Source organism: Tahibacter amnicola (genome assembly GCF_025398735.1).
Lineage (GTDB): Bacteria > Pseudomonadota > Gammaproteobacteria > Xanthomonadales > Rhodanobacteraceae > Tahibacter > Tahibacter amnicola.
Window position 1 is genome coordinate 4,871,341 of sequence record NZ_CP104694.1, and the last position, 23,224, is coordinate 4,894,564.

Annotated in this window: 19 protein-coding genes and 2 pseudogenes; 13 read left to right on the plus strand and 8 right to left on the minus strand. The window is 65.5% G+C overall.

Annotated elements, in window-relative coordinates; genetic code table 11:
- Positions 1-35: 35 nt before the first annotated feature.
- The 7 genes from N4264_RS19050 (at position 36) to N4264_RS19080 (ending at position 6,889) form a co-directional block, all read left to right on the plus strand.
- Positions 36-1,214 carry an acetyl-CoA C-acyltransferase gene (locus tag N4264_RS19050; RefSeq protein ID WP_261693818.1) on the plus strand — a complete coding sequence of 393 codons (1,179 nt, stop codon included), beginning with the start codon at positions 36-38 and terminating at the stop codon, positions 1,212-1,214.
- A gap of 242 nt (positions 1,215-1,456) precedes the next feature.
- Positions 1,457-1,675: a hypothetical protein gene (locus N4264_RS19055; RefSeq protein WP_261693819.1), complete on the plus strand. Its 219-nt coding sequence runs from the start codon at positions 1,457-1,459 to the stop codon at positions 1,673-1,675.
- A 55-nt stretch (positions 1,676-1,730) separates the two neighbouring features.
- Positions 1,731-2,402 carry a YoaK family protein gene (locus N4264_RS19060; protein ID WP_261693820.1) on the plus strand — a complete coding sequence of 224 codons (672 nt, stop codon included), beginning with the start codon at positions 1,731-1,733 and terminating at the stop codon, positions 2,400-2,402.
- A 37-nt stretch (positions 2,403-2,439) separates the two neighbouring features.
- The gene (locus tag N4264_RS19065; RefSeq protein ID WP_261693821.1) at positions 2,440-3,165 is read left to right on the plus strand and encodes a class I SAM-dependent methyltransferase; all 726 of its coding nucleotides are present in this window, start codon (positions 2,440-2,442) and stop codon (positions 3,163-3,165) included.
- A gap of 60 nt (positions 3,166-3,225) precedes the next feature.
- Positions 3,226-3,933: an alanyl-tRNA editing protein gene (locus tag N4264_RS19070; protein WP_261693822.1), complete on the plus strand. Its 708-nt coding sequence runs from the start codon at positions 3,226-3,228 to the stop codon at positions 3,931-3,933.
- Positions 3,934-4,045: 112 nt separating this feature from the next.
- Positions 4,046-5,998: an OPT family oligopeptide transporter gene (locus N4264_RS19075; RefSeq protein ID WP_261693823.1), complete on the plus strand. Its 1,953-nt coding sequence runs from the start codon at positions 4,046-4,048 to the stop codon at positions 5,996-5,998.
- 171 nt (positions 5,999-6,169) lie between these two features.
- Entirely contained in the window at positions 6,170-6,889 is a 720-nt protein-coding gene (locus tag N4264_RS19080; protein WP_261693824.1) for a YebC/PmpR family DNA-binding transcriptional regulator, read from the plus strand.
- A 33-nt stretch (positions 6,890-6,922) separates the two neighbouring features.
- Here the strand turns inward: N4264_RS19080 and N4264_RS19085 are convergent, their stop codons facing one another.
- Complete coding sequence (locus N4264_RS19085; RefSeq protein WP_261693825.1) at positions 6,923-7,420, minus strand: Hpt domain-containing protein; 498 nt, start codon at positions 7,418-7,420, stop codon at positions 6,923-6,925.
- Positions 7,421-7,862: 442 nt separating this feature from the next.
- On the opposite strand from N4264_RS19085, the gene N4264_RS19090 reads away from it, so the two are divergent.
- The gene (locus N4264_RS19090; RefSeq protein ID WP_261693826.1) at positions 7,863-8,204 is read left to right on the plus strand and encodes a hypothetical protein; all 342 of its coding nucleotides are present in this window, start codon (positions 7,863-7,865) and stop codon (positions 8,202-8,204) included.
- Here N4264_RS19090 and N4264_RS19095 read toward each other — a convergent pair whose 3' ends face one another.
- The gene (locus N4264_RS19095) at positions 8,205-8,501 is read right to left on the minus strand and encodes a hypothetical protein (protein ID WP_261693827.1); all 297 of its coding nucleotides are present in this window, start codon (positions 8,499-8,501) and stop codon (positions 8,205-8,207) included.
- A 172-nt stretch (positions 8,502-8,673) separates the two neighbouring features.
- Between N4264_RS19095 and N4264_RS19100 the strand changes: the two genes are divergently transcribed.
- Positions 8,674-9,807, plus strand: a complete 1,134-nt coding sequence (locus tag N4264_RS19100) for a glycoside hydrolase family 18 protein (protein WP_261693828.1) — start codon at positions 8,674-8,676, stop codon at positions 9,805-9,807.
- A 57-nt stretch (positions 9,808-9,864) separates the two neighbouring features.
- Here N4264_RS19100 and N4264_RS19105 read toward each other — a convergent pair whose 3' ends face one another.
- Both N4264_RS19105 and N4264_RS19110 read right to left on the minus strand, forming a co-directional pair.
- Positions 9,865-11,517, minus strand: a complete 1,653-nt coding sequence (locus tag N4264_RS19105) for a tail fiber domain-containing protein (protein ID WP_261693829.1) — start codon at positions 11,515-11,517, stop codon at positions 9,865-9,867.
- Between the two features lie 202 nt (positions 11,518-11,719).
- A complete protein-coding gene (locus N4264_RS19110; RefSeq protein WP_261693830.1) occupies positions 11,720-13,174 on the minus strand; it encodes a phosphodiester glycosidase family protein in 1,455 nt (484 codons plus the stop codon).
- Positions 13,175-13,533: 359 nt separating this feature from the next.
- Here N4264_RS19110 and N4264_RS19115 point away from each other — a divergent pair, with 359 nt between their 5' ends.
- The gene (locus tag N4264_RS19115; RefSeq protein WP_261693831.1) at positions 13,534-14,187 is read left to right on the plus strand and encodes a glycoside hydrolase family 25 protein; all 654 of its coding nucleotides are present in this window, start codon (positions 13,534-13,536) and stop codon (positions 14,185-14,187) included.
- A gap of 328 nt (positions 14,188-14,515) precedes the next feature.
- Here the strand turns inward: N4264_RS19115 and N4264_RS19120 are convergent, their stop codons facing one another.
- The gene (locus N4264_RS19120; protein ID WP_261693832.1) at positions 14,516-17,434 is read right to left on the minus strand and encodes a TonB-dependent receptor domain-containing protein; all 2,919 of its coding nucleotides are present in this window, start codon (positions 17,432-17,434) and stop codon (positions 14,516-14,518) included.
- 416 nt (positions 17,435-17,850) lie between these two features.
- On the opposite strand from N4264_RS19120, the pseudogene N4264_RS25905 reads away from it, so the two are divergent.
- From N4264_RS25905 to N4264_RS19130, 3 genes and pseudogenes are all read left to right on the plus strand, one after another.
- Positions 17,851-18,723, plus strand: a pseudogene (locus tag N4264_RS25905) (serine/threonine-protein kinase); the annotation flags it as partial.
- Positions 18,724-18,809: 86 nt separating this feature from the next.
- Positions 18,810-19,154, plus strand: a pseudogene (locus N4264_RS25910) (hypothetical protein); the annotation flags it as partial.
- Positions 19,155-19,265: 111 nt separating this feature from the next.
- Entirely contained in the window at positions 19,266-20,162 is an 897-nt protein-coding gene (locus N4264_RS19130) for a tetratricopeptide repeat protein (protein ID WP_261693834.1), read from the plus strand.
- Between the two features lie 71 nt (positions 20,163-20,233).
- Here N4264_RS19130 and N4264_RS19135 read toward each other — a convergent pair whose 3' ends face one another.
- The 3 genes from N4264_RS19135 to N4264_RS19145 all read right to left on the minus strand — a co-directional run bounded on the left by N4264_RS19135 (position 20,234) and on the right by N4264_RS19145 (position 23,194).
- Entirely contained in the window at positions 20,234-21,337 is a 1,104-nt protein-coding gene (locus tag N4264_RS19135) for a serine hydrolase domain-containing protein (RefSeq protein WP_261693835.1), read from the minus strand.
- A gap of 77 nt (positions 21,338-21,414) precedes the next feature.
- Positions 21,415-22,167, minus strand: coding sequence for a LytR/AlgR family response regulator transcription factor (locus N4264_RS19140; RefSeq protein ID WP_261693836.1), 753 nt, complete (start codon positions 22,165-22,167; stop codon positions 21,415-21,417).
- Positions 22,157-23,194, minus strand: a complete 1,038-nt coding sequence (locus N4264_RS19145) for a sensor histidine kinase (RefSeq protein WP_261693837.1) — start codon at positions 23,192-23,194, stop codon at positions 22,157-22,159. Before N4264_RS19145 ends, N4264_RS19140 begins: the two co-directional genes overlap by 11 nt.
- Positions 23,195-23,224 lie beyond the last annotated feature (30 nt).

The following is a 23,224-nucleotide window of genomic DNA, read 5'->3' on the forward strand; positions in this document are numbered from 1 at the left end:
ACCGTTACTTCAGCCATCCAAACGTGGAGAGTTCCATGTCCGATATCGTCATCGTCGGGGCCAAGCGCACCGCGATCGGTTCCTTCCAGGGTCAGTTCACCGGCGTGCCGACTCCCACGCTTGGGGCCGCCGCCATCCGCGCGGCACTGGAACAGTCCGCCGTGCCGGCCGCCGACGTCAGCGAAGTGATCATGGGTTGCGTGCTGCCGGCCAACCTGGGCCAGGCGCCGGCCCGCCAGGCGGCGCTCGCCGCCGGCCTTCCCCCCGCCACCGGCTGCACCACCATCAACAAGGTTTGCGGCTCGGGCATGAAGGCCATCATGCAGGCGCACGACGCCATCCGCGCGGGCTCGGCCGACATCGTCGTCGCCGGCGGCATGGAGTCGATGACCAATGCACCGCACATGATTCCCAACTCCCGCGGCGGCAACCGCTACGGCAATTTCGAAGTCGTCGACCACATGGCCTGGGATGGCCTGACCAATCCCTACGACGGCAAGGCCATGGGCGTGTTCGGCGAACAATGTGCCGACAAGTACGCCTTCACCCGCGAGGACCAGGATGCCTTCGCTTCCGAAACCGTCCGGCGTGCGCTGGCCGCACAGCAGTCCGGTGCGTTTGCGGCGGAAATCGTGCCGGTGAAGGTGGCTTCGCGCAAAGGCGAGGTCGAGATCGCAACCGATGAACAACCGGGCAAATGCGATTTGTCCAAGATTCCCACATTGAAGCCGGCATTCAAGAAGGAGAACGGCACGATCACCGCGGCCAGTTCCTCGAGCATCTCCGACGGCGCAGCGGCCACGGTGCTGATGAGTGCCGAGGAAGCCGCCCGCCGCGGTATCGCTCCGCTGGCCCGCATCGTCGGCCACGCCACCCAGTCGCAGGAGCCGCAGTGGTTCACGACGGCGCCGGTGGGCGCCATCGAAAAGCTCCTGAAGAAAGTGGGCTGGACGGTGGACCAGGTCGACCTGTTCGAAGTGAACGAAGCCTTCGCCGTCGTCGCGATGGCACCGATCAAGGAACTGGGCATCCCGCACGCCAAGCTCAACGTCAACGGCGGTGCCTGTGCGCTGGGTCACCCGATCGGCGCCAGCGGCGCCCGGCTGGTCGTCACCCTCATCCACGCGCTGCGCAATCGTGGTCTCAAGCGCGGTGTCGCGTCGCTGTGCATCGGCGGCGGTGAGGCAACCGCCGTGGCCGTCGAAATCGTCTGACGCCGGCGTGGTGGGTCCGTGAAGCAAAGCCCGGCAATCTGCCGGGCTTTTTTCGTCCATCGCCTGGACCAATGCACCGACCCCATTCGCACCACGTTATGATGGGTGCCATGGAGGCATCGCCCGCTCCCCCGGATCGCACCACCCCGTCCACTCCCCGGCCTATCATGCCGCGGATACGACGCCTTCGTCGCCCGCGCATCCACGCTGCGGCCCCGTCGACCTCCCGCCCTTCGCGCACGATGCAGGTCGCCTTGGCCTTGCTGTTCGTCGCCGTGGCCATGCTGGGCGTGATTGCGGCGCTGTTCGTCGCGACGGGCGTCGTGGTGCTGGTCAACAACGGCGCCTCCGAGTGGCTTGCCGCGGCGGTGCCGGCGACGCTCGCGATGCTGCTGTTCACGGTCGCGGGAAAACTCGCCGCAGGCCTGCTGGGAAATTCCCCGCGTGATCCGCGCCGTTGACCTGCGCCATTGATCCGCGCCATCTCACGTTGCTGCAACCCCTGGAAATTCACCGATGATCACTCGCCTGCCTTCGTGGGTGCTGTCCTGTGCCTGGGTTCTCGCCTTCGCGGCGGGCATCATCAACGTGGTGGGCCTGGGCAGCTTTGAACACGCAGCGGTGACGCACCTGACCGGATCGACCTCCCTCCTGGGCATGGCGGTGGCCGACGCGGACTTCCCGCTGGCCCTGCATCTGCTCCTGGTCATCGGGGCATTTTTCGGCGGCACCGTCCTGAGCGGTTTCATCGTGCAGGACAGCACGCTGCGCCTGGGGCGGCGCTACAGCGTGGTACTTGCCCTGGAGGCCGCCGCCCTGGTCGCGGCCGTCCAGCTCCTGCAGCGCAACGCCATGAGTGGCATCTACCTCGCCGGTGTCGCGTGCGGCCTCCAGAATGCAATGGCGACGACGTTCAGCGGCACGATCATCCGCACCTCTCACGTGACCGGCATGTTCACCGACCTGGGCATCTTTCTCGGCCATTTCGTGCGCGGGGTGCCCGTGGAGCCACGGCGCCTGCGGATCTGCCTGGTCGTCGTCTCCGGATTTTTCTGCGGCGGCCTGGCGGGTGCCGCCGGATTCCGAACCTATGGACCAGCTACCTTGTACGTTCCGGCCGCCATCGCGTTCCTGCTTGCCGTGGCGTATACCGTCTACCGCACCGTCGCGCAGCGCCGCGACGTGTAGCATTGCGGCTGGATTCAACCGCCCCCCAGGAGCAACGATGCGATGGATCAAGGCAATGACACTGGTGCGGTGGGGCGAGTTGCGGTTGGCACACGACACCTGTGCGGTGTGCGACTTTCCGCTCCAGGTGCAGCTGCGCCGCGAGGAAATGGCCGTCCGCTGCCCGCGCTGCGGCGCCAGCGCGGTGACCCAGTCGATCGTCGCGGTGATCCGGCGGGAATGCGCGGACCTCGCACCGCTATCCGTCTACGAGGCATCCTATGCCGGTCCCCTGGTACGGTTCCTGCGCGGCCGCGTGCGGTCGCTGACGCTGAGCGAGTACTTTCCGGACGTCCCCAGCGGAACGCACCAGGACGGCATGCTCTGCCAGGATCTCCAGCGGCTGTCCTTCGACGCCGCACAATTTGACCTGTGCACATCGACCGAGGTCTTCGAGCACGTGGCGGACGACCTGGCCGCCTTCGCCGAGGTGTTCCGCGTCCTGCGTCCGGGTGGGCGCCTGATTTTCACCGTCCCGATCGATCCCGCCGCCGCCACTGTCGAGCGCACGGCGCTACGCGATGGAGAGCGGCGCGAAATCCTGCCGCCGGAATACCACGCCGACCGGTACCGCGGGCAAACGATCTTCTGCTACCGGAACTATGGTGCCGACATCCTCGACCGGCTGCGCACCGCCGGCTTCACCGAGGCGGCGCTGGTCCTTCCCGATCGAAACCTGTTCGGGTTCGGCCGCCCGGTCGTGGTAGCGCGCAAGGCCAATTGACGCGCGCCAGACGGGCTGCGATATCGTCCCGCCCTGACTCAGGCTGCAAGGACTCACACCGTGACCGAACTGCTCTTCCGGGAAGACGCCTACCTGACACACGCCACCGCACGAATCACCGCGGTCGGCGACGGCGTGATCGAGCTGGACCGCACCGTGTTCTACCCCCTGGGCGGCGGTCAGCCGGGCGACCGGGGCTGGCTGGAAACCGAAGGCGGTCAGCGCATCGAGGTGATCGACACGCGCAAGGGCGCCAGCTACGACCGGATCGAGCATCGCCTCGCGCCCGGCGCGCCGGCCCTGCAGGTCGGCCAGGCGGTGAAGCTGGAACTGGACTGGCCGCGCCGCCATCGGCTGATGAAGCTGCACACCGCGCTGCACGTGATGTCCTGCGTGGTCGTGGCGCCAGTGACGGGTGGCAATATCGGCGAAGACCGCGCGCGACTGGATTTCGACATCGACATGAGCCAGCTTGATGCGGCGCACATCGAGCGCGAAACCAACGCCCTCATCGCCCGCGCGGTCACTACGGAAACCATCTGGATCACGGACGAAGAAATGGATTCCCGCCCGGACCTGGTCAAGACGATGAGCGTGCAGCCGCCGCGCGGCGCCGGCCGTGTGCGCCTGCTGCGCATCGAAGGCATCGACCTGCAGCCCTGCGGTGGCACCCACGTGCGCAACATCGGCGAGATCGGCGGCATCCGCGTGCTGCGGATTCGCAACGAGGGCAAACACAACAAACGCGTGGAGATCGCCCTGGCCTGAGGACGCGGGCGGCGGCGCAACGGATGCCGTCACGACGGCCTGACATCCGGCGGTTGCACAGGTCGCGCGGAACCCGTTAGCGTGTCTGCTTTCGATCGATCCGAGACCAGCCATGAGCAACACCGGGACACCGCAACTTACCGTCCGAGCCGTCATATTGGCGATCGTCCTGGCGGTGGTGCTATCGGCCGCCAACGCCTATCTGGGCCTCTTCGCCGGCCTGACGATCGCCACGGCTATCCCGGCCGCGGTCGTCTCGATGGCGGTGCTGCGGGTGCTCGGCGGCGGCACCATTCTGGAAAACAACATTGTGCAGACCGGCGCCTCGGCGGGTTCCTCGATCGCCGCCGGCGTGATCTTCACCATCCCCGCGCTGATCATCCTGGGGTACTGGCAGGACTTCCGCTATTCCTGGGTGCTGGCGATTGCCGGCCTGGGCGGCCTGCTGGGGGTGCTGTTCTCGGTACCGCTGCGCCGCTCGATGATCGTGGAAGAACCGCTGGCCTTCCCGGAAGGCAAGGCCGCCGCCGAAGTGCTCAAGGCCGGCGAGAATCCCGGACCGGGAATCCGCATCCTCGCCCTCGCCGGATCGCTGGGCGCCGTGGTGAAGCTCGCCGCCGAAAGCGGCATGCGCATGATCTCGGACAACGCGGTCGGCAGCGGATTTATCGGCAAATACCTGGCGTACATGGGCACGAACCTGTCGCCGGCCCTGCTGGGCGTGGGCTATATCGTTGGCCTCAATGTCGGCATCGTGGTGGTCTCCGGCAGCCTGCTGTCCTGGAACATTGCCATTCCGCTCTACCACGCCTTCTTCCTGGACACCGACCCGGCCCTGGCCGCACGCATCGCCGATGCGCCGGCCGCCGCCGCGGCGGCGCAGATCTGGTCAGCCAAGATCCGCTACATGGGCGTGGGCGCCATGCTCATCGGCGGCGTGTGGACCCTCTTCACGCTGCGCAACTCGCTGCTGTCGGGCATCAAGAGCGGCTTCGCCGCGGCGCGCAAAGGGTCTTCCGAGTCGGTCGCCGAGACCGAGCGCGACCTGCCGATGAAGTGGATGCTGGTGGCCCTGGTCGTGTTCGTCCTGCCGCTGGCTTTCCTTTACCAGGCCATCGTGCAGCAGTGGACCGTCAGCATCCCGATGACGCTGATCATGATCGTCGCGGGCTTCCTGTTCGTGTCCGTGTCGGGCTACCTCGCAGGCCTGGTCGGCTCCTCCAACAACCCCGTCTCGGGTATCACCATTGCGACGATCCTGTTCGCATCGGCCGTGCTGTTGTTGCTGCTGGGCCGCCAGTCGCCGATCGGCGCGGTCGCCGCGATCATGATCGGCGCGGTGGTGTGCTGCGCCGCCTCCGTGGGCGGCGACAACCTGCAGGATCTCAAGGCCGGCTACATTGTCGGGGCGACGCCCTGGAAGCAGCAGGTCATGCTGGCCATCGGCGCTTTTTCCTGCGCCCTGATCATGGCGCCGGTGCTCAACCTCCTGGCGACTGCCTACGGCATCGGCGCGCCGACGCCCGAACACCCCAACTCGCTGGCTGCACCGCAGGCCACGCTCATGGCGTCCGTTGCCAAGGGTCTTTTCGGCGGTGAACTGCCCTGGAACATGATTGCGATCGGCGCAGGCATTGGCGCCGCCATCATCGCCCTGGACGAGTGGCTCAAGGCCAAGGGCTCGCATTTCCGCGTACCGGTGCTGGGCGCCGCGATTGGCATCTATCTGCCGCTGGAACTGATGGTGCCGATCTTCGTCGGCGGCCTGATCACGCACCTGGTGGAACGCCGCCACAAACTGACCCAGGCGCCGGAGGAAGAGAAAGAGCGCGCACACCGCCCCGGTACGCTGTTCTCCGCCGGCCTGATCACCGGCGAGGCCCTGACCGGCATCATCATCGCCATTCCGATCGTGGTGTCCGGGCGCGCCGACGTCCTTGCCCTGCCGCCTGCATGGCATTTTGGCCAGTGGGTGGGCTTGGCCGTTGTCGCCATCATCGGTGTAATGCTCTACCGCGTCGCCGATCGCATGCGGACACCGGCCGACACCACGCCGAAGTCCTGATCGCGCGGGCCCGGCCGCGGCCGGACGTCAGGGGTGAGTTGCGTCAATCGCGAAACCGGCGCTCGCGCCGGACGTCAGTCTGCCGCATGCGCCCCGCGGCCAGTTCAGTAAAATACGCCGTTTCGCGGCCTCGGGCCGCTTCCGGAATCCAAAACAGGTACAGGTATTTCTATGGGCAGAGGTCCAAGCATCGAAGGTCGCAAGAACGCCGAGGATGCCCGTCGCGCCAAGGTTTTCACCAAGCTGATCCGCGAAATCACCGTCGCCGCACGCAATGGCGCCGATCCGGCAGGCAATCCGCGCCTGCGCATCGCGACGGAAAAAGCCCTTTCCGCCAACATGCCCAAGGACACCATCGAGCGCGCCATTCGTCGCGGCTCGGGTGCCGACGGCGCCGACAATATGCAGGAGCTGCGCTACGAGGGCTACGGCCCCTCGGGCGTTGCAATCCTGATCGACTGCATGACCGACAACCAGCAACGTACGGTTGCGGACGTGCGCCACGCCCTGAACAAGCATGGCGGCAACCTGGGCACCAGCGGCTCGGTCGCGTTCCAGTTTCATCGCACCGGCGAGATCGTCGTCACGACCGCCGATGCCGCGGCCGAGGAAAAGGTGCTGGAAGTCGCCCTCGATGCCGGCGCAGATGACGTCCAGAGTGATGCCGGCCGAAGCGTCGTGCTGTGCGCCCCCGATGCGTTCGAAACCGTCAAGAAGGCCGTTGCCGGCACGGGGCTGCCGCTGGTGAGCGCGGATGTCGTGATGCGCGCGGAAAACCGCGTGAACGTAAACGGTGAAGCCGCCGAAACGCTGCAAGACCTGCTCGACTGGCTCGAAGGCCTGGACGACGTCCAGGAGATCTACCACAACGCCATCCTGCCGGCGGCCTGACTTCGCCGGCAGCCCGGCACCGTCGGGCCTTGCCTACGACTCGCGCCTGCCTTGCGGGCGCAGTGGTCGCGCCGGCTCGGCGGAGTCCCGCTGGCCGGCGAAAGACGACTCCGCGACAGACCCGTCATCCGCGGCAGCAGTGCCCGCCGGGCGCACGACCACGCGCGGCGACTTGATCAGCCGGTCCACCGTACGCATCAGACCCTGGACGTCGGCCCGCGGGGCGCGTCCGGTGCGCAGTTGCAGCAGCAGCTCGGACAACACATTCGTGCCCTGCTCGACCGCTTCGATTACGGACGGGCTGGGGGCGAGCGTCTTGTCGATCAGGCGATCCAGCAGGCGCTCGAACTTGGCATTGAAGTCACCCATGGCCGTTTCTCCGACCATCCGGCTGCTGCCCTTGAGGCTATGGAACGAGCGGCGCATCTGGGTGACCGATGCCTGGTCGAAGGGTTCGTTCTTCCAGGCCGGCAGAAGTTTGCGCAAATTGCGGATCTCGTTCTGCACTTCTTCGACGAAGACGGCACGCACTTCCTGGTCGATATCGTCCTCGGAGAACCCACGCCGGGGGTGGGTTGCCGCGGCCCGGCGTCTTGGCGTTGCACGTACCAGATGACGCTTCCTAGCAGCACCAATACCGCCGCCGTGACGACCAGGTACACCATGAAACGGGCTCCGCACGCACGAGGGATACAAGCAGGGGTTTTACCGGCTGCGTCGCCGGCTGTCCACGGTTTGAACGCGGTCCAGCCCGCAGGACCTGCCGGGCAGCGGTCGGGCCCGGCGTCACAAACTGTTTGGATTGGGCGTGACCCGCTTTACGCTTTCTTAAGCTACCTTGCCCTACATAACCCCAACGCGGACTGCCGTGAGGCGGCCGCTTGACGCGACCTGGTCTACGTAGTAATTCGTAGTTCCACGAGCGACGTGTTCGATGGTCGTTTGCGGCCTGGCATCTAAAGGTTATCTGCCCATGAATCGGAAGCTTCGATTCGCGAGTGTGTTTCTGTCGCTGTTCGGACCTGCGGTATGCAGTGCCTCCACCGTTCCATCCCCGGCAGTACCGGACCAGGCTTCACTCGCCGTCGAGACCGCTTCCGACACGCTTCACCCTCACGAACGCACCCTCGCCCCACTGCTGTCCGTTGCCGTGATCCACAGCGCACAGCTGGCCCGATCGCTGGGCGCCGACCTCCCCCTGCTTGAGGCCTATCGGCTGCTGACACCGGGCGAGAAGCGTTACGCCGCCTTTTCCTCCTATGCCCTGCTCGCCGTGCAGCAGACGCCCGCCAGCACCACGGCGACCACGGGCTGATCAGCCGCGCTCCGTGTGATCGGGGCGCATCACCCGTTCAGCAAATGTGGCCAGGTCTGGCAGCACTTCGGTGTACGGCCAGCGCGCTGACATGCCCGGTTGCCAGGTCAGGTGCACGACGGCCACGCGCCCGCTTCCGTCCACAAATCCATACAGCACGTCATCCGTATCGCAGCGCCGGGCTAACGCGCGCACCGGAACGTCAAAGAGCGCGTGTCCCGGAACGAGTTCGCGCCGCAGTGCTTCCGTCAATGCCGAGCCGTCTTCGACCGGCTCCCAGGGCAAACTCCATTTCATCGTCTAAACGCCTCCTAAAGTGCCACCTCACATGTGACGTTCTGCGCATCCATTGCAATGCGATTTTGCCCACGACAAAGTGCGGCGCACGTCACGCAAATAGTGCTGCAGAACGCGCTTGCGCCAGCAACCTCAGCGCTACCATCAGGTCACGCACACTCGGGCCTTGACCATGTCTCTCCTCCGCTCCCTGGCTTTATCCGCACTACCCCTGCTGGCTGCGTCGGACGCCTGTGCCGACGACACGATCTTCGCCGGCGGTTTCCAGAAGCCCTGGATTTCCGGCTATCACGTCGGCTATCAGCGCGATATGTATCCGATTGCCGAAATTGATTTCTCTACAATGACACACCTGATGGTCGGCCGCGTCACGCCGACCAGCAACGGCGGCGTCACGCGCCACTTCGACATCGACAACACCAATGGCCCGATCTTCGCCCAGCAGGCCTCGAACGCGGCGCACGCCGCAGGCATCAAGGCCGTGCTGATGGTCGGCGGCGCCGGCGAATACAGCAATTGGGTGAGCGCCGCATCGCCGGCGAACCGGGCAAATTTCGTGGCGAACCTGCTCGATGTGATGGACGACCTGGGCTACGACGGCCTGGACCTGGACTGGGAACCCATCCAGACCAGCGACGAACCCAATTTCATCGCGCTGGCACAGGCGCTGCGTACAGCGCGCCCTGACATGATCCTCACGGTACCCGTCGGCTGGATCAACGCCAATTTCGCCGGAACGACCAATCCCTTCTTCGCCTCCATCGCGCCGCTGTTCGATCAGATCAACATCATGAGCTACGACATGGCCGGCGACTGGGGTGGCTGGCAGAGCTGGTTCAGCTCCGCCCTCACTGGCCACGCGGGAAATACGCCCAGTTCGCTGGAGGTCAGCGCCGAATGGTATCGCCGCTCCGGGGTTCCGCGCTCCCGCATCGGCGTCGGAATTCCGTTCTACGGCACCTGCTGGCGCAATGTGAGCGCGCCGCGCCTGTTTGGCGGCACCGTGGTCGCCAGCGACAACGTGATGAGCTACCACAACATCATGCAAAGCTACTACAGCGCGGGCCTGCGCCAGTGGGATACGGCAGCAATGGCTCCGTGGCTGGGCTCGAACGCACCCATCGGACCACAGCAATGCAATTTCATCTCATACGACGACGAGCAGTCGATCGCCGCCAAGGGCGCCTACGTCCGGCGCAACGGGCTGGGCGGAACGATCATCTGGACGATTGCCGAGGGGCACCTGCCGGAACGGCCGGCGGGGCAACGTGATCCGCTGCTGCAGGCGGTCAAGGCCGCGTTCTGAGGCGAGCAACAAAAAACGGCCGGCGCTCCACTGGAGCGCCGGCCGTCACATGTCGTCTTACAGGCCCGTAGCCACCGTCTGCGGTTCGCAGACCTCACCCGATGCCGGCAGCGTGGTGCCTTCCTGCACCTGCTGCGCCTGCAGGAGTTTCTCGGTCAGGCGATCCAGCTTCTGGATCTTGGCCTCCAGGGCCGCAATGCGCTGGTCGCGCTCCACCAGTTCCTGCTGCAATCCCTGCACGGCCGCCAAGGCCACGCCCGAGGTATCCAGCGGTGCGATCCGGTCGTCCCGTTCGCCCAGGCCGAATGCCGCGTGGAAATCCTGTGCCATCGGGCCGATGTGGCGGACGCCTTCATTCTCGGTCTTGAAGTTCCACTCGGTGATGTCGAGCTTGGCGATCTTGTCCAGCAGGGCCTGCCGATCGACCGGGCGGAAATTCTCCTTGGCCGCACGGTCAGAACTTTGCGTCAGCGTACCGGCAATCGTCACATTGCCATTGGTCTGCACGGCCATCGCGATGGTGGCGGAACCGGCCTGGGTAACGCGCAGCTCGGTATCGTGCGCATTGAAGCTCCACTCGTTACCGGTGGTGTTGTTGCGCAGGCGCATCCGGGCAGGACCATTGTTTTCCAGACGGAGCAGGTCGCGCCCGGTCGAGGTGGCATTGGTTTCCACCACCTTGAGCTGGGTGGTGCCGTCGGAACCATTGACGTGGAGCTTTGCGCTGGGCGAGGCCGTGCCGATACCCACCAGGCCGGTCGCATTGATATCCAGCGAGCTGGTCGGCGCGCCCGGACGAATGCGGAACGGCAGCCGGCTGCCACTGGTCAGGTCGCGCACGAAGAAGTTGGCCTCGTTGCCTGCGACGTCCCAGGTCTGCGCCGTGAAACCACTGGCGTTGGTCTGCTCGAACCGCAGGGCCGGCGTATCGCCGGTGGTGACGTGCAGGTCCAGCGACGGTGTGCTGGTCCGGAAGCCCACCTTGCCGTTGTTGCCGACAAAGACGCTGTTGGTCGGCGCACCGCCCGAAACCGTGAAGGGCACGGTCGCCGACGTGATGTCCTCGATCGAGAACTTGTTCGCACCGCCGCTGGCGCTGTCGTTGGCCGTGAGCTGCCAGTCGTTGGTCGCGAAGCCCGCCGAACTCGAGGTGTCTTCAAACTTGATGCGGGTGTTGTTTTCCTTCAGCCGGATCGTGTCGAAGCCGAACGATTCGTTGTTGACGCAATCAAAGCCCACGCAGGTGCTGCCCTGTACGATGAGATCATCGGGAATGACCTGGTCGTTGAGCGACGGCCCTTCGCGCGTACCGTTGTCGTTTCGCGTCTGCGAAGCAGGGCCGCTGATGATGACGCCGTCCTTCACCAGGAACGCGCCCGATTCGGTCAGCACCGGCAACACCCGCAGATCCGCCGGCTCGTCGCCGGTGCGCTTGAAGTCACCGAACGACGGTGTGATTTCGTAGCGGTATTCGCCGTCAGCCGTCGGCTTGAGGGAAATCGCGTCATTCTGCTTGTACACCCGCTGGTGCAGGAAATTGTCGGGACCCACGACGCGCAGCTGGTAGGCCGGTGCCGCCACCTGCGGAACCAGGCGCAATCCGCCGGACATGACGACCGCATCGGCGGCAAACAACGCGCTACTTCCACAGGCGGCGCCAATGGCCAGGACAAGGGAAAGCGTGCGCGGCAAACGGGAAAGATAGGACATGACGGGCTCCATGACGGGGGGTGCCGGACCGGTCCACTGCGCTTGGGCATTACCGGTTCCGGATCATGCAAGCGGTAATCGGTGGCCATTCCTATCGGAGCGGCCATCGCCCTGTTTCAGGCGGCCGACGCGGATGCCGCGCCGGCCGCAGCGGTACTATACATTGCACCATTTCTCACGGCGTGAGACGGCGCGCCACCGATCAGGGTTCATCCGGCAGCACGTAGATTCCCAGCGCGTTGGCGACCGGCCGCGGTGCACCATCACTGGGGCGATTGAGCACGCGCAGCGGCGAAAGCAGCGTGTCGCGTCGCAACAGCGTGGTGCTGCCGCCACCGTCTAGGTTGATCGCCCGGTCGCATCCCCACGGCAACAGCGCATTGGCCAACTCGGGGCCCGTCATGCCGACGCTGGCGGCCTGGCGGCCGTCCACCGTCATCAGCGTGAGGCTGGCACCGTCGGCTGAAATGCAGGCCGCGGTGCGCGGGTGCCGTTGCGCGAACACGCCGTCCAGGGGCGCCACGGATTTTCCGTCCCGCACCAGCCAGGCGTTGCCGGATACCGCCTGGTGCGCCTGCGCCAGTGAAACGCCGGACGCGTCCGTGATGTGCGCACTTCCGTTGCGATCGGTCCACAGTACCGGCCAACCGGCCGGCTGCGGACGGTGATCCGGCCATGCGCGCCCATCGGTCATCGTCAAGCCGATCGAACGCGCGGGCTGGTCCACCACGTAGCCGCTGGCCGGCCACGGCGCGGTTGAGTCGATTGAGAAGAAACTCGCGTTGAACGCCAGATCGACGCCTTCGCGGCTGCCGATCTGGGGTACCGTCGCCAGCCGTGTCTGCCACGGGCCATTGCCATCGGGATCAGCGCCACCGCCGAGCACACGCAGGCCGATCCGTGGGTTCGACAGATCCAACTGCACGACCCACAGCTTCAAAGCCGGGTTCTCACCGACCTGGACGTAGGTCCGGACGCCCTCGCCCAGCCCCACCTGCACCGGCGCACTCGCCGCGGCGGGCTGGTCGGCGCCGGACGGAAAATAGCTCGCGGTGACCGTGGCATCACCGATCGGCGCATCGACGTAGATCGTGCCGCTCTTGCCGCCGCCGGTAGGGGCAAGCCAGATCGGATGCGGCGCGGGGACACCCCCGTCGTTCGCGTAGACGCCCACCCAGTCGCTGCTGGACGTCGGACAATCGGTGAACCAGTTGACGGTGATCCGCTCGCCCGGGCGCAGGTGCGCAGGCGAAGCCGTTGTCGCCGTGGCGCAGCGCTGTGCAGAGACCGACACGGTGTTGCTGCGCGCCGAGCGCGCGTACCCGTCATTGCGGAAGTAGTAGAAGACGTAGTCGCCAGGTTGCCGCGGAGTCGGGAGGCTCCACGCGGCGGCAGGACTGCCCTGCGTATAGCGCCACCAGAGCGATGGCGTGGCTCCAGGCACCTCACCGACCCGATAAAGGCCGATCCAGTCCCGGGAAGTGGCGGGGCAGTCGGTTCGCCAGTCTGCCGTGGTGTTGCCGTGGGCCAATGTGGCGCGGACAGTCGTACTACAGCGTTCCTGGGCGTAGGCCGGGGTGAGCGCAAATCCCGTCAGTGTCGCAGCGGCGCACAGGCGCAGGGCCGCCGCGCGCAAGGGCGCGTTGTGAAGTGTCATTCCGTGATGCTCCGGTAATCGGTTGGGGAAGAGCCGGCCGGAAGCAGGCGCGCCCGTTTCGCCTGCCTGCCCTGACCGGGATCCGGCCGGGGGCGGAACTATGGACACTTATCGCGTCGCTGCCAAGACAACTCCTATACTTCTGCTGCAATCGGAATGTGCGTCGGGGTTCGCGACCGGTGGCATCCCGCCGTCTGCCGCGGCGAGATCCGGTCATGCCTGTCCGATCGCTCCTGTCCGATTACCCCTGGCGGCGCGGCCGACCATGGCTGTAAGGGTGTCACCGTCGTCGCAACAGCCTGCCCACATGGGCCGGCGTTTCATCCCAGCGGATCCAGACCTTGCCAGAGGAACACTCCGTGCTGAACGTCGTCATCGATCTCTCACACCACAACGCCACCGTGGATTTCGCACAGATCGCCGCATCGGGAATCCGCGCCGTATTCCACAAAGCAACACAGGGCACGGGCTACACCGACCCGACCTATGCGCCGCGCAAACCACTGGCGCTGGAGGCGGGCCTGTTATGGGGCGCGTATCATTTCGGCGACGGCAGCGACGCCATCACCCAGGCCACGCATTTCCTTAACGTCGTCAAACCGGGACCGAACGACCTGCTGGTTCTGGACATCGAACAGAACACCAGCGGCACCTCGATGACGCTGGCGCAGGCCGAGCAGTTCGTCACGCAGTTGTTCAAGGCAACTGGCCGCTGGCCAGGCGTCTACGGCGGCTCCTACCTGAAGAATCTGCTGCAGGGCAACGGCAGCTCGGTGCTGGGGAACTGCTGGCTATGGTGGGCCGAGTACGCCGCTGCACCAAAGATCGCGCCGTTGTGGCCGGAGTGGACCCTGTGGCAGTACACCGACGGCTACTCCGGCCCGACACCCCACACCGTCACCGGCGTCGGCAATTGCGACCGTGACCAGTTCGTGGGCGACGAAGCCGCCCTGCTCCGCTTGTGGGGTGCTTCTGGAACAGTGGCGCCAGTTGTGCTTGGCACAACGGTCTAGTGCCTGCCAATTGCGGGCGTTGCATCGCACTCGCAGAATTACCCAGCTGCCGCCCAATCGCGCTGCGCCACGTCTTTCGTAGCGCGTGGTGCCGAATGCGACCGCACGGTGGACCGGTCCTGGATCTGGCGATGCTTGCGCATATTCGCCTGTCGCCTGCACCTGCGGGAGAGAAGAACAAAAAAGGAGCGATCCGTCCCTGGATCGCTCACTCGCCAGAAGTGCGTGGAATGACACCGGGATCCTTTCCACGCCGATATTGCTGCGCGTGGCACGCCGTCCCTGGCGTGCACAACTCCGAACCTGGTCCGGAGTTCCCTGGCGCGAATTACCAGAACTTCTGGCGATAGCTGGCGTACCAGAAACGGCCTGGTACGTCGTAGTCAGCAAAGAAGGAATTGGCGCCAGCGGAGTACGCCACCGGTGCCTGGCGATCAAACGCGTTGCGCACGCCGAGGGTGAATGTGGCTTCCCACGGCGCCTGCCAGGATCCCTGCAAATCGAAGAACGTCACGCTGCCGACGCGGTTCTCCGGGGCCTCCTGCCCCACCCCGGAGCCGTCCAGCTCGACGACGCGAGTGGGGTTCGAACAAAGATCCAGCAGAGCCGGATCGTCCACAACCGACGCCGTGTAGGCGACGTTGCCGCAATCCTCGTCGATGGCGGAGAAGTAGCGTCCCGTAGCCGATGCGGACCATGCTCCGCGGTGCCATTCCAGCGACAGCACCGAACGCGTCCGCCACACCACGCCGTAGTAGCCCCCCGGGGAGCGGTTGTTGCCAACCACGTTGCCCTGCGCCGGCAGCCCGTCGGCGAGCAGCGTCAGGCGGTCCGGCCGACCGATCTCGCCGAAATAGCTGACATAGGACGTATCCCAGCTCATCACGAAGTCGCCAGCGCGCGTCGGCAGGCGGTAGCGCAGGCCCAGGTCGACGCCTTCGGTCTCCAGTCCGCCGGGAATGTTCTGCGCAACGGCACTGACGTAAATGAGACTGCCGTCCTCGGCGCGACGAATGCGGGCGCAGGCGCCGGCGTCACCACGCCGGTAGCAATCTTCGACAACGGATTGCCCGTCGCGCTCGCCGATTGCATCGTGAATCTGCACTTTGTACCAATCAATACTGGCTTCCAGCCCGTCCGCCCATTGCGGCGTGTACATCAGGCCCAGCGAACGATGCGTGGCCGTCTCCGGAGCCAGGTGCGGGTTGCCGCCACTGGTGACATTCGTGGCATTGGACTGCTGCACGTCCACCGGCACACCGGCAGCCGCGCAACGCGCGGCGACGACCGGCGTCGGTTCGTTCTCGGCCGCGCATGGATCTGTCAACCAGGCCACCGAACGGATTTCGCCGGCGAAGAGGTCCAGGATGCTCGGAGCGCGGAAACCCTGCGAGTAGCTGCCGCGCACGAGCACGTCGTCGGTCGGCCGCCAGCGCAGACCCGCCTGGCCCTTGTGGGTGTTGCCGAACGCGGAGTAATCCGAAAGGCGGCCCGCTAGTGTGATGTCGAGCTGACGCGCGAAGGCCGCATCCAGCAGCAGCGGAATCCGCATCTCTACAAACGCCTCGTTCACCGCGTAGCTGCCGCTGGTGGAGGTATACGTACCACCGGTTCCGTTGGCGTTACCGCTTTCGATCAGCGCATCGGGACGGTCGTAGCCACGCTCGTTCCGGTGTTCCAGGCCGACGGCGATGTCCAGGTCTCCGGCGGGCAGTGTCGCCACCGCGCCTTCCGCATGCACGGCCAGGCGTGCCGATTCAGCACGCTTGCGGTTGTGCACCGAACGCGTCACGTACTCCAGCATGGCCGGTGTCATGGCGCCAGGCGGTCCGAAGAGATTCAGCGGAACGCATCCGGCGATCGGTTCGCCCGGCGTACCGCAATGCACAGCACCCGAACCATCGCGATAGGAAGGCCCCAGCGCCAGCAACAGGCGTGAATTATCGATGTAGGGCGAGACGAATTCATCCTGTTGCGCGCGCGTAGCCGTGGCGTCGGCACCCCAGGTAAAGGCGCGCCCCCCCAGATTGAACACGCCGTCGAGCGCCACGTAGCCGCGCGTCGTGTCCACTTCCTGGTTGAAGCGCCGTGCGCCGGCCTCGCTGAAGCGGCGAACGGCGGCGATCACCGGCTCATCGAAGGGGTTGTATACATTGTCTGCCGTAATCACGATCTGGCCTTCGGCGCCATCAAAGTACGGCGCGAACTGCACGGTCGGTTCCGCCAGTTGCTGGGCCGATCGGCGCTCGTTGCGCATCAGTCCCGCACTCAAGGCAAGGTCCGGCGATAGTTCAAGACGCGACTGTACGAACAAGGAGTGTTGTTCCAGCGGCGTCTGGAGGTAATTCTGCGCGACGTAGTTGTAGCGGTCGTTGGCGGAATCGAACGGACGGAAGTCGTCCGGCGAGGTGCCAGGGCGTCCGGGAATGAGCCGCACGAACTGGCCCGCGTCGGCCATCGACTCCGGCAGGAGCCCTGTGAACGGCGTGATGGATGAACCGGCCGCTCCCACCGGCAACCCGTGCACTGGCGTCGCCGAGATGGCGCGGTCACGGGCCAGGATAGGGTCATCCTTGCTGTAGGCCACGCCGGCCGCCACGCTCCAGCCGTCACGCGCCTCGCCCCAGGTCAGGTCGTAGGAACGGCGCAGCCCGTCGCCGTGCGCGTTCTGCGCGATGTAGGCGCCGGCTTCCAGTCCCGCGTAGTCGCGACGCGTCACGATGTTGATGACACCGGCGATCGCATCGGAACCATACAGGGCCGATGCGCCATCCTTGAGCACTTCGACGCGCTCGATCAACACCATCGGTATGGCCGTGAGATCCACGCCGCCATCAAGCGCGGAAACCCAGCGACGGCCGTCGACCAGCACCAGGGTCCGGTTGTCGCCAAGACTGCGCAGATTGACCCGCAATTCACCATTGCCGCCATTATTGATGCCCCGATTGCGGGACTGACCGGCGATCGTGGTCAATTGCAGGATATCGGCGATCTCCGTGAGCCCCGTCCGCTCCAGATCCGCACGCTCCAGGATCAACAGGGGATGCTGCGTCTGCGCATCAATGCGGCGGATATGCGATCCAACGACCGTCACCGTGTCCAGTGAAACAGTCCCCTTGCCCGTTGTGTCGGCGGCTGTTTCTGTTGCATTGGCCGCCAGGGCCGTTGCCGACAACGCCAGTACCGACGAAACACCCCACCCGCCCTCCAGACCCGCCGGCCAGCGGCGGACACGAATTCCCGACATGACTGCTCCCACGGTGGACATCGAAAAGAGGCTGCATCCCCGGGTACGCGTGATACGCCCGTTGCGCACTGCACCGGTGTGGATTGCCCGGGGGAGCGCCGCATGGTATCGATTCAAATCGAACTATGAAAGCCTTCGTACGATAATTGGCGTCATACGAAAAGCATGACATGTCGTGCTGCCCCGCCGGCCCGCAGACCGCTAGAATCACGCGCGGGCGCCGCCAACCTTGCTTGCGGCAGCGCCCCGTGAGGTCGTCGACGAATCAGGGCCCGTCACGCCATTGCGCCACCGCGAATCCGGAAACCCTACGCATGAGCAGCGCCAGCCTTGCCATCGACTATCGCCGACTGAAGGACGCGTTCTTCGAACTGCAATCGATGGAGCCGCAGCAGCGCCCGCCGGCGCTTGCGCGGATGCAGACCACCGATCCGCAGCTGGCCGATGCGCTGCGCGAACTCCTGGCCGCCGACGAGGTGACGGTCCCCGAGCTCGACGAAATCGACAGCGAATCGGCCACGCGAGAATTTCCGCGCTATCGCGTGTTGCGTGAGCTGGGACGCGGCGGCATGGGTCGGGTCTGGCTGGCGCAGCGCAGCGACGGCAGCTACCACCAGCAGGTCGCCATCAAGGAACTGGACCGTTCGCGCTGGTCCACTACGGAAGCCAAGCGTTTCGCGCGCGAGCGGCAGATCCTGGCCGACCTGCAACACCCGAACATCGCGCCACTTGTCGACGGCGGAACTGACAGCGCCGGCAAACCCTTCCTGGTCACCGCCTTCGTCGATGGCCAGCGCATCGACACCTACTGCCGCGAACACGCGCTGCACCTGCGTCGTCGCATCGAGCTGGTGCGTGACGTTGCACTGGCGGTGGCCTACGCCCACCGGAAGCTCATCGTTCACCGCGACGTGAAACCGGCCAACGTGCTCGTCGACAAGGAAGGCCACGCCAAGCTGCTCGACTTCGGCATTGCCACGCTCGTGGGCGATGCGGAGTTGACGACCACCGAGGGCGGCGTACCGCTGACACTGCGCTACGCGGCCCCGGAACAGGTACGCGGCGATCGCGTTGGCGTTGCCTGCGACATCTATGCACTGGGCGTACTGCTGTACGAGGTGATCGCGCAGGAATCGCCTTACCCGGTGAACCAGGGTGCTGCCGCGCTCGCGCAGGCCATCCTGACCGCCGAGCCGATGCCGCTGACACGTGCCATGGTGAAGCAGGGGCGCACGCCGGATCACGACCTGCAGGCGATCTGCGCACGCGCCATGCGCAAGCGCCCGGACGAGCGCTATCCCTCTGCCGAGGATTTCGCCAGCGACCTGCAGCGCTACCTGGACTTCCAACCCATCCAGGCCCGCCAGGGCGAGCATTGGTACGTTCTGCGCAAGAGTCTGCGCCGCTACTGGATGATCATCGCCCTGGGCGCGATGGTCGTCACGTTCGGACTGCTCCACGTCTACCGGCTCGACCAGCAGCTGCAGGCGACCGCACGCGAGCGCGACAAGGCCAGCACGATTTCGGAATTCATGGTGACCCTGTTCCGCGGCGCACCCGATGCGGCGCCCGACCCGGATGCGGTACGGCGCAAGCGCGAACTGGTCGACAACGCGCAACGCCAGATCGCTCTGGCCGACACGAAGCTGTCGGACGACGTCCGCAGCTATCTTTTTTTACGTTCGGAAATGTATACGCTGACCTCGGCGCACCGCAGCAGGCGGAGCAGTCTTTCCGCAAGGCGCTGCGACTCAAGCCGCACAGCGATGACGATTTCTCGCGCGAGTTCATCCAGGTTGAGCTGGCGGTAGCGCTGGCCGCGCAGAACCTGTTGTCGGAAAGCCTCAAGGAGCTCGACGACATCGCCGCGAAATGGCGCGGCGGAAAGGCACCTTCCAGCCAGCTTCGGCTGCGCATGGCCAGCGCCATGTCGCTGGCCGCCGATACGCCCGAGCGGCGACGGACCACCCGCGAGCACCTGCAGGCAGGCATCCTGCAGGCCGACCAGGATGGCAAATCTTCGCCGACACTGGTGATGACAGCCCACCTGAATCTCGCCCAGCTGGCCATGGCCGACGGCGACCTTCCCACGGCACAGCGTCTTTTCGCTCTCGCCCAAACGCGCTGCGACCAGCTGGGCAGCACCTGCGGGGAGGTGCAGGCGGCCATCGGTCGTGGCTTGGCGATGGTGCTGCGGGACCAGGGTCGTCACGCCGAGGCGGCACCGGTCTACGAGCACACGCTGGCCTTCGTCCGCTCGCGCTTCAACGCGACACACCCGTGGATCACCTCGTTGCTGGTCAGCTATGGCATGAACGCCTATCTGGCTGGCGACTACACCCACGCCGAATCGCTACTCACCCAGGCGATCCAGTCGCAGGACCGCAGCAACGACGCGGGTCGCCATGCCAGCCTGCTCAGCTATCACACGCTGGCCCTGATCGGCCTGGAACGCTATGACGAAGCCGAAGCCGAGATCCGGGAAACGCTGAAGGAAAGCGCGCCGCTGGGCAACGAGGTGATGATCTGGGAAGTGGCGATGAGCCATGCGGCGCAGGCCTACATCAACTGCATCCGCCATCCGCAGGCACGCTGGCTGGGCACGCTGGACGAACAGCTGGCGACCCTGGGCAAGGACAAGCAGATCTGGCAGCCGCGCCTGGGTATCGTCCGCGGCTGGATACAGCGCTGCTCGTCATTGGTGCCGGCGGGAAACGCACATCCCTGAGGATGTTCTGAACAAGAACGTGGGCTATTGCGCTCCTGGAGCCCCTGTTCGCCTGCGTGTTCAGGCCTTCCCTAAGGGACATCCGGCGCCGCCGCAGCCGGCAGGTACACTTTTGCAATCGCCGTGGCGATGCGTTCCGGATCACCGCCCGGCACCACGTCCGGACCACCGCCGCCGGCCGCGTTCGTCAGTACGATCACGGTGAGCCCATCGTCCACATACCGCAGCATCGCCGACGTGAAGCCCTGCCATTCACCGGTGTGCCAGACACAGCGCCGGCCGTCAAAAGTGTCGATGAACCAGCCGAAGCCGTAGTGGATGTCCTCGCCGTTGGTGGTCAGCGTGGTGGTCCACATCGTCCGCAAGAGCGATTCGCTCAGCACTTCCCGGGCGTTTAGCCCGCGATCCCATGCGATCAGGTCATCGATCGTCACGTACAGGCTGCCATCGGCCGTCGTGTTGGCGCTGGGCGAGACCCATTCCTGGTTTTTCAGGTCATCGCCCACGAAGCGGTAGCCGGCTGCACGGTGCGGCACGATATCCGCCTCGCTGATGATACGCGCGGTCTTCATGTGCATCGGCGTGAAAATCCGTTCGCGCAGAAATTCCCCGTAGAAGCGGCCTGTCACCTTCGAGATGAGAATGCCGAGCAGTACGTATCCCGGGTTGCTGTACTCGAAACGCTCGCCGGGGGTATGCGGCAACGGCAGTTCGTCAATCAAGCCCTGCAGGGCAGCTTCGCTGAAATCGCCGCGTTCCAGGCGCACAGAACGCGCGTCATCCCAATCGGGCAGCCCACTGGTGTGGGTGAGCAGGTGACGCAGGGTGATGGGCTGCCACCGTTCGCCCAGGTCCGGCAGGTAGTGGCGAACCGATTCACCCAGCGCCAGTTTCCCGTCCTGTACCAGCAGCATCACGGCCGCGGCCGTAAACTGCTTGCCGACCGACCCGCTCTGGAAAACCGTCTCGCGCCGGGTCGGTACCTGGTGTTCCACGTTCGCCAGTCCGTAGGCGCCGACTTTCATCTCGCGCCCCTTGGACAGCACCGCAACGACCACACCCGGAACGCGCTGCCGCGCCATCTCCTGCTGCACGATAGCGTCGACCTGTCGTGATGGCGAGACATCCACCGGTGCAGTCAGGTAAGCACTACTGGCAAGCAAGAGCGATAGCATGGCGTCACGCGAGTGGAAAAGGACCGCCCACTATCGCACACGCCACACCGCAACCACCTGTGCCGTGCGTCATTGCATCAACCACTGCACAGGTGGCGCAGTTCCTGGGCCTTGGCCCGACTCACCGGCAACACCACGCCATCGTGCAGATGGGCGCAGAGCCGTCCGTCCGCGTCACGCCGGAATGCGCGCACGTGATCGAGATTGACGATATGCGTGCGATGGATACGCGCGAACTGTTTTGGGTCAAGACGCTCTTCCAGCCGCTGCAACGACACGTGCACGATATGCTGCGCGCCGTGCACGTGCGCAGCGATGTAGTCGCCGACCGCTTCAAAGTAGCTCACGCCCGCCACCGGGACGGGAAGAATGGCGCGACCGCTGCGCACGAACAGGCGCGTCATCGGGCCCGCCGCATACGCATCCGCCAGACGCCCCATTGCAGATGGCGCCGGCTCTCCGAAGGCAGAACGCGCACGGTCGAGGGCTGCCTGCAAGCGCTCGGGACCAAACGGTTTGAGCAGATAGTCCAGCGCGCCCAGTTCAAATGCGGTGACGGCGTGCTGGCTGTAGGCCGTGGTGAAGATCAGAAACGGTTGGTGCCGGCACCGTGCGATGACGTCAGTTCCCAGCAATCCGGGCATCTGGATATCCAGGAAGGCCAGGTCAGGCCGTTGCGCATCGATCAGCTCGACCGCCGCCAGGCCGTTTGCCGCCTCGCCGACGCAGTGCAACCAGTCCAGCTCCGCCAGCATGTGCCGTAGTCCCTGCCGGGCGATCGGTTCGTCGTCCGCCACGACCACGCGTACACGGCCGGAATCATTCGTCATCCGTGCCGCTCCCGGAACGCTTCTCCAGCAGGGGTATCCGGAGCGTCGCGGCGACCCCACGACCCGGCCCCGGAACGACGACGCAGGCCGCATTCGAACCATACAGCCACGACAGTCGCTGGCGCAGGCGCTGCAGTCCTGTTCCGGCAGATGAACCGGCTTCCGGTAATCCGACACCGTCATCCGTGACGCTGACCCAAAGGTGGTCGTCGCGGCGGTGCGCCGCAATCGTGATCGTGGTCGCAGACAGGTTGGGCGCCGCGCCGTGACGCACTGCGTTCTCAACCAATGTCTGCACCGCAAATGCCGGCAGCTCGCATTCGAGCGCGCGCGGATCAATATCCCGGACAACCACGAGACGCTCGCCAAATCGCAGGCACTCGATCGCCAGGTAGCGGTCGACGAATGCCAGCTCCTCGCGCAGGCACAGCGACTCGCGCTGCTCATCCAATACCGTGCGCAGGATATCGGCCAGTTGCTCGGCTGCGCGCGAAGCCGCACGTGGCTCAACCGGGATGAGCTGCATCACCGTGTGCAGCGCATTGAACAGGAAGTGCGGATGCAACTGGGCGCGGAGTGCCGCCAGTTCGGTGCGCGCAGCCAGCGCCTCTAGCTGCGCGGCACGCGCCGCTGCCCGCACCGCGTAGGCGGCACCGGCGATGATCAGGTACAGCCACACCCCCATGATCAGAAATCGCAGCCATCCCGGCCCGACGATCATCACCAGGCGGTGCTCGATCACGCTGTGCAGCACGCTGTTGAATACGATCCACGCGAATGCGTAGACCAGGGCCGCAACCGCGTGGATCAGCACGAACCGGAGCCGGAAGGGATGCGGCCAGGGCACCCGCGCGGTGAACCCGTAGACCCCATAGCCAAGGGTCGCGGCGGCGACGATCATGCGCGACGCGGCGACCACCGCGTCGGAGGTGGGCCCGCCGTGCGCGGAAACGATCAGGACGGTGAAGAGGGCGCCGATCGGCAGCCATACCACCACCGGCCAGAGCCAGTTGGTCGAGCGGATCATGCCGCACTGTACCTTTTCACCCGCGTGGTC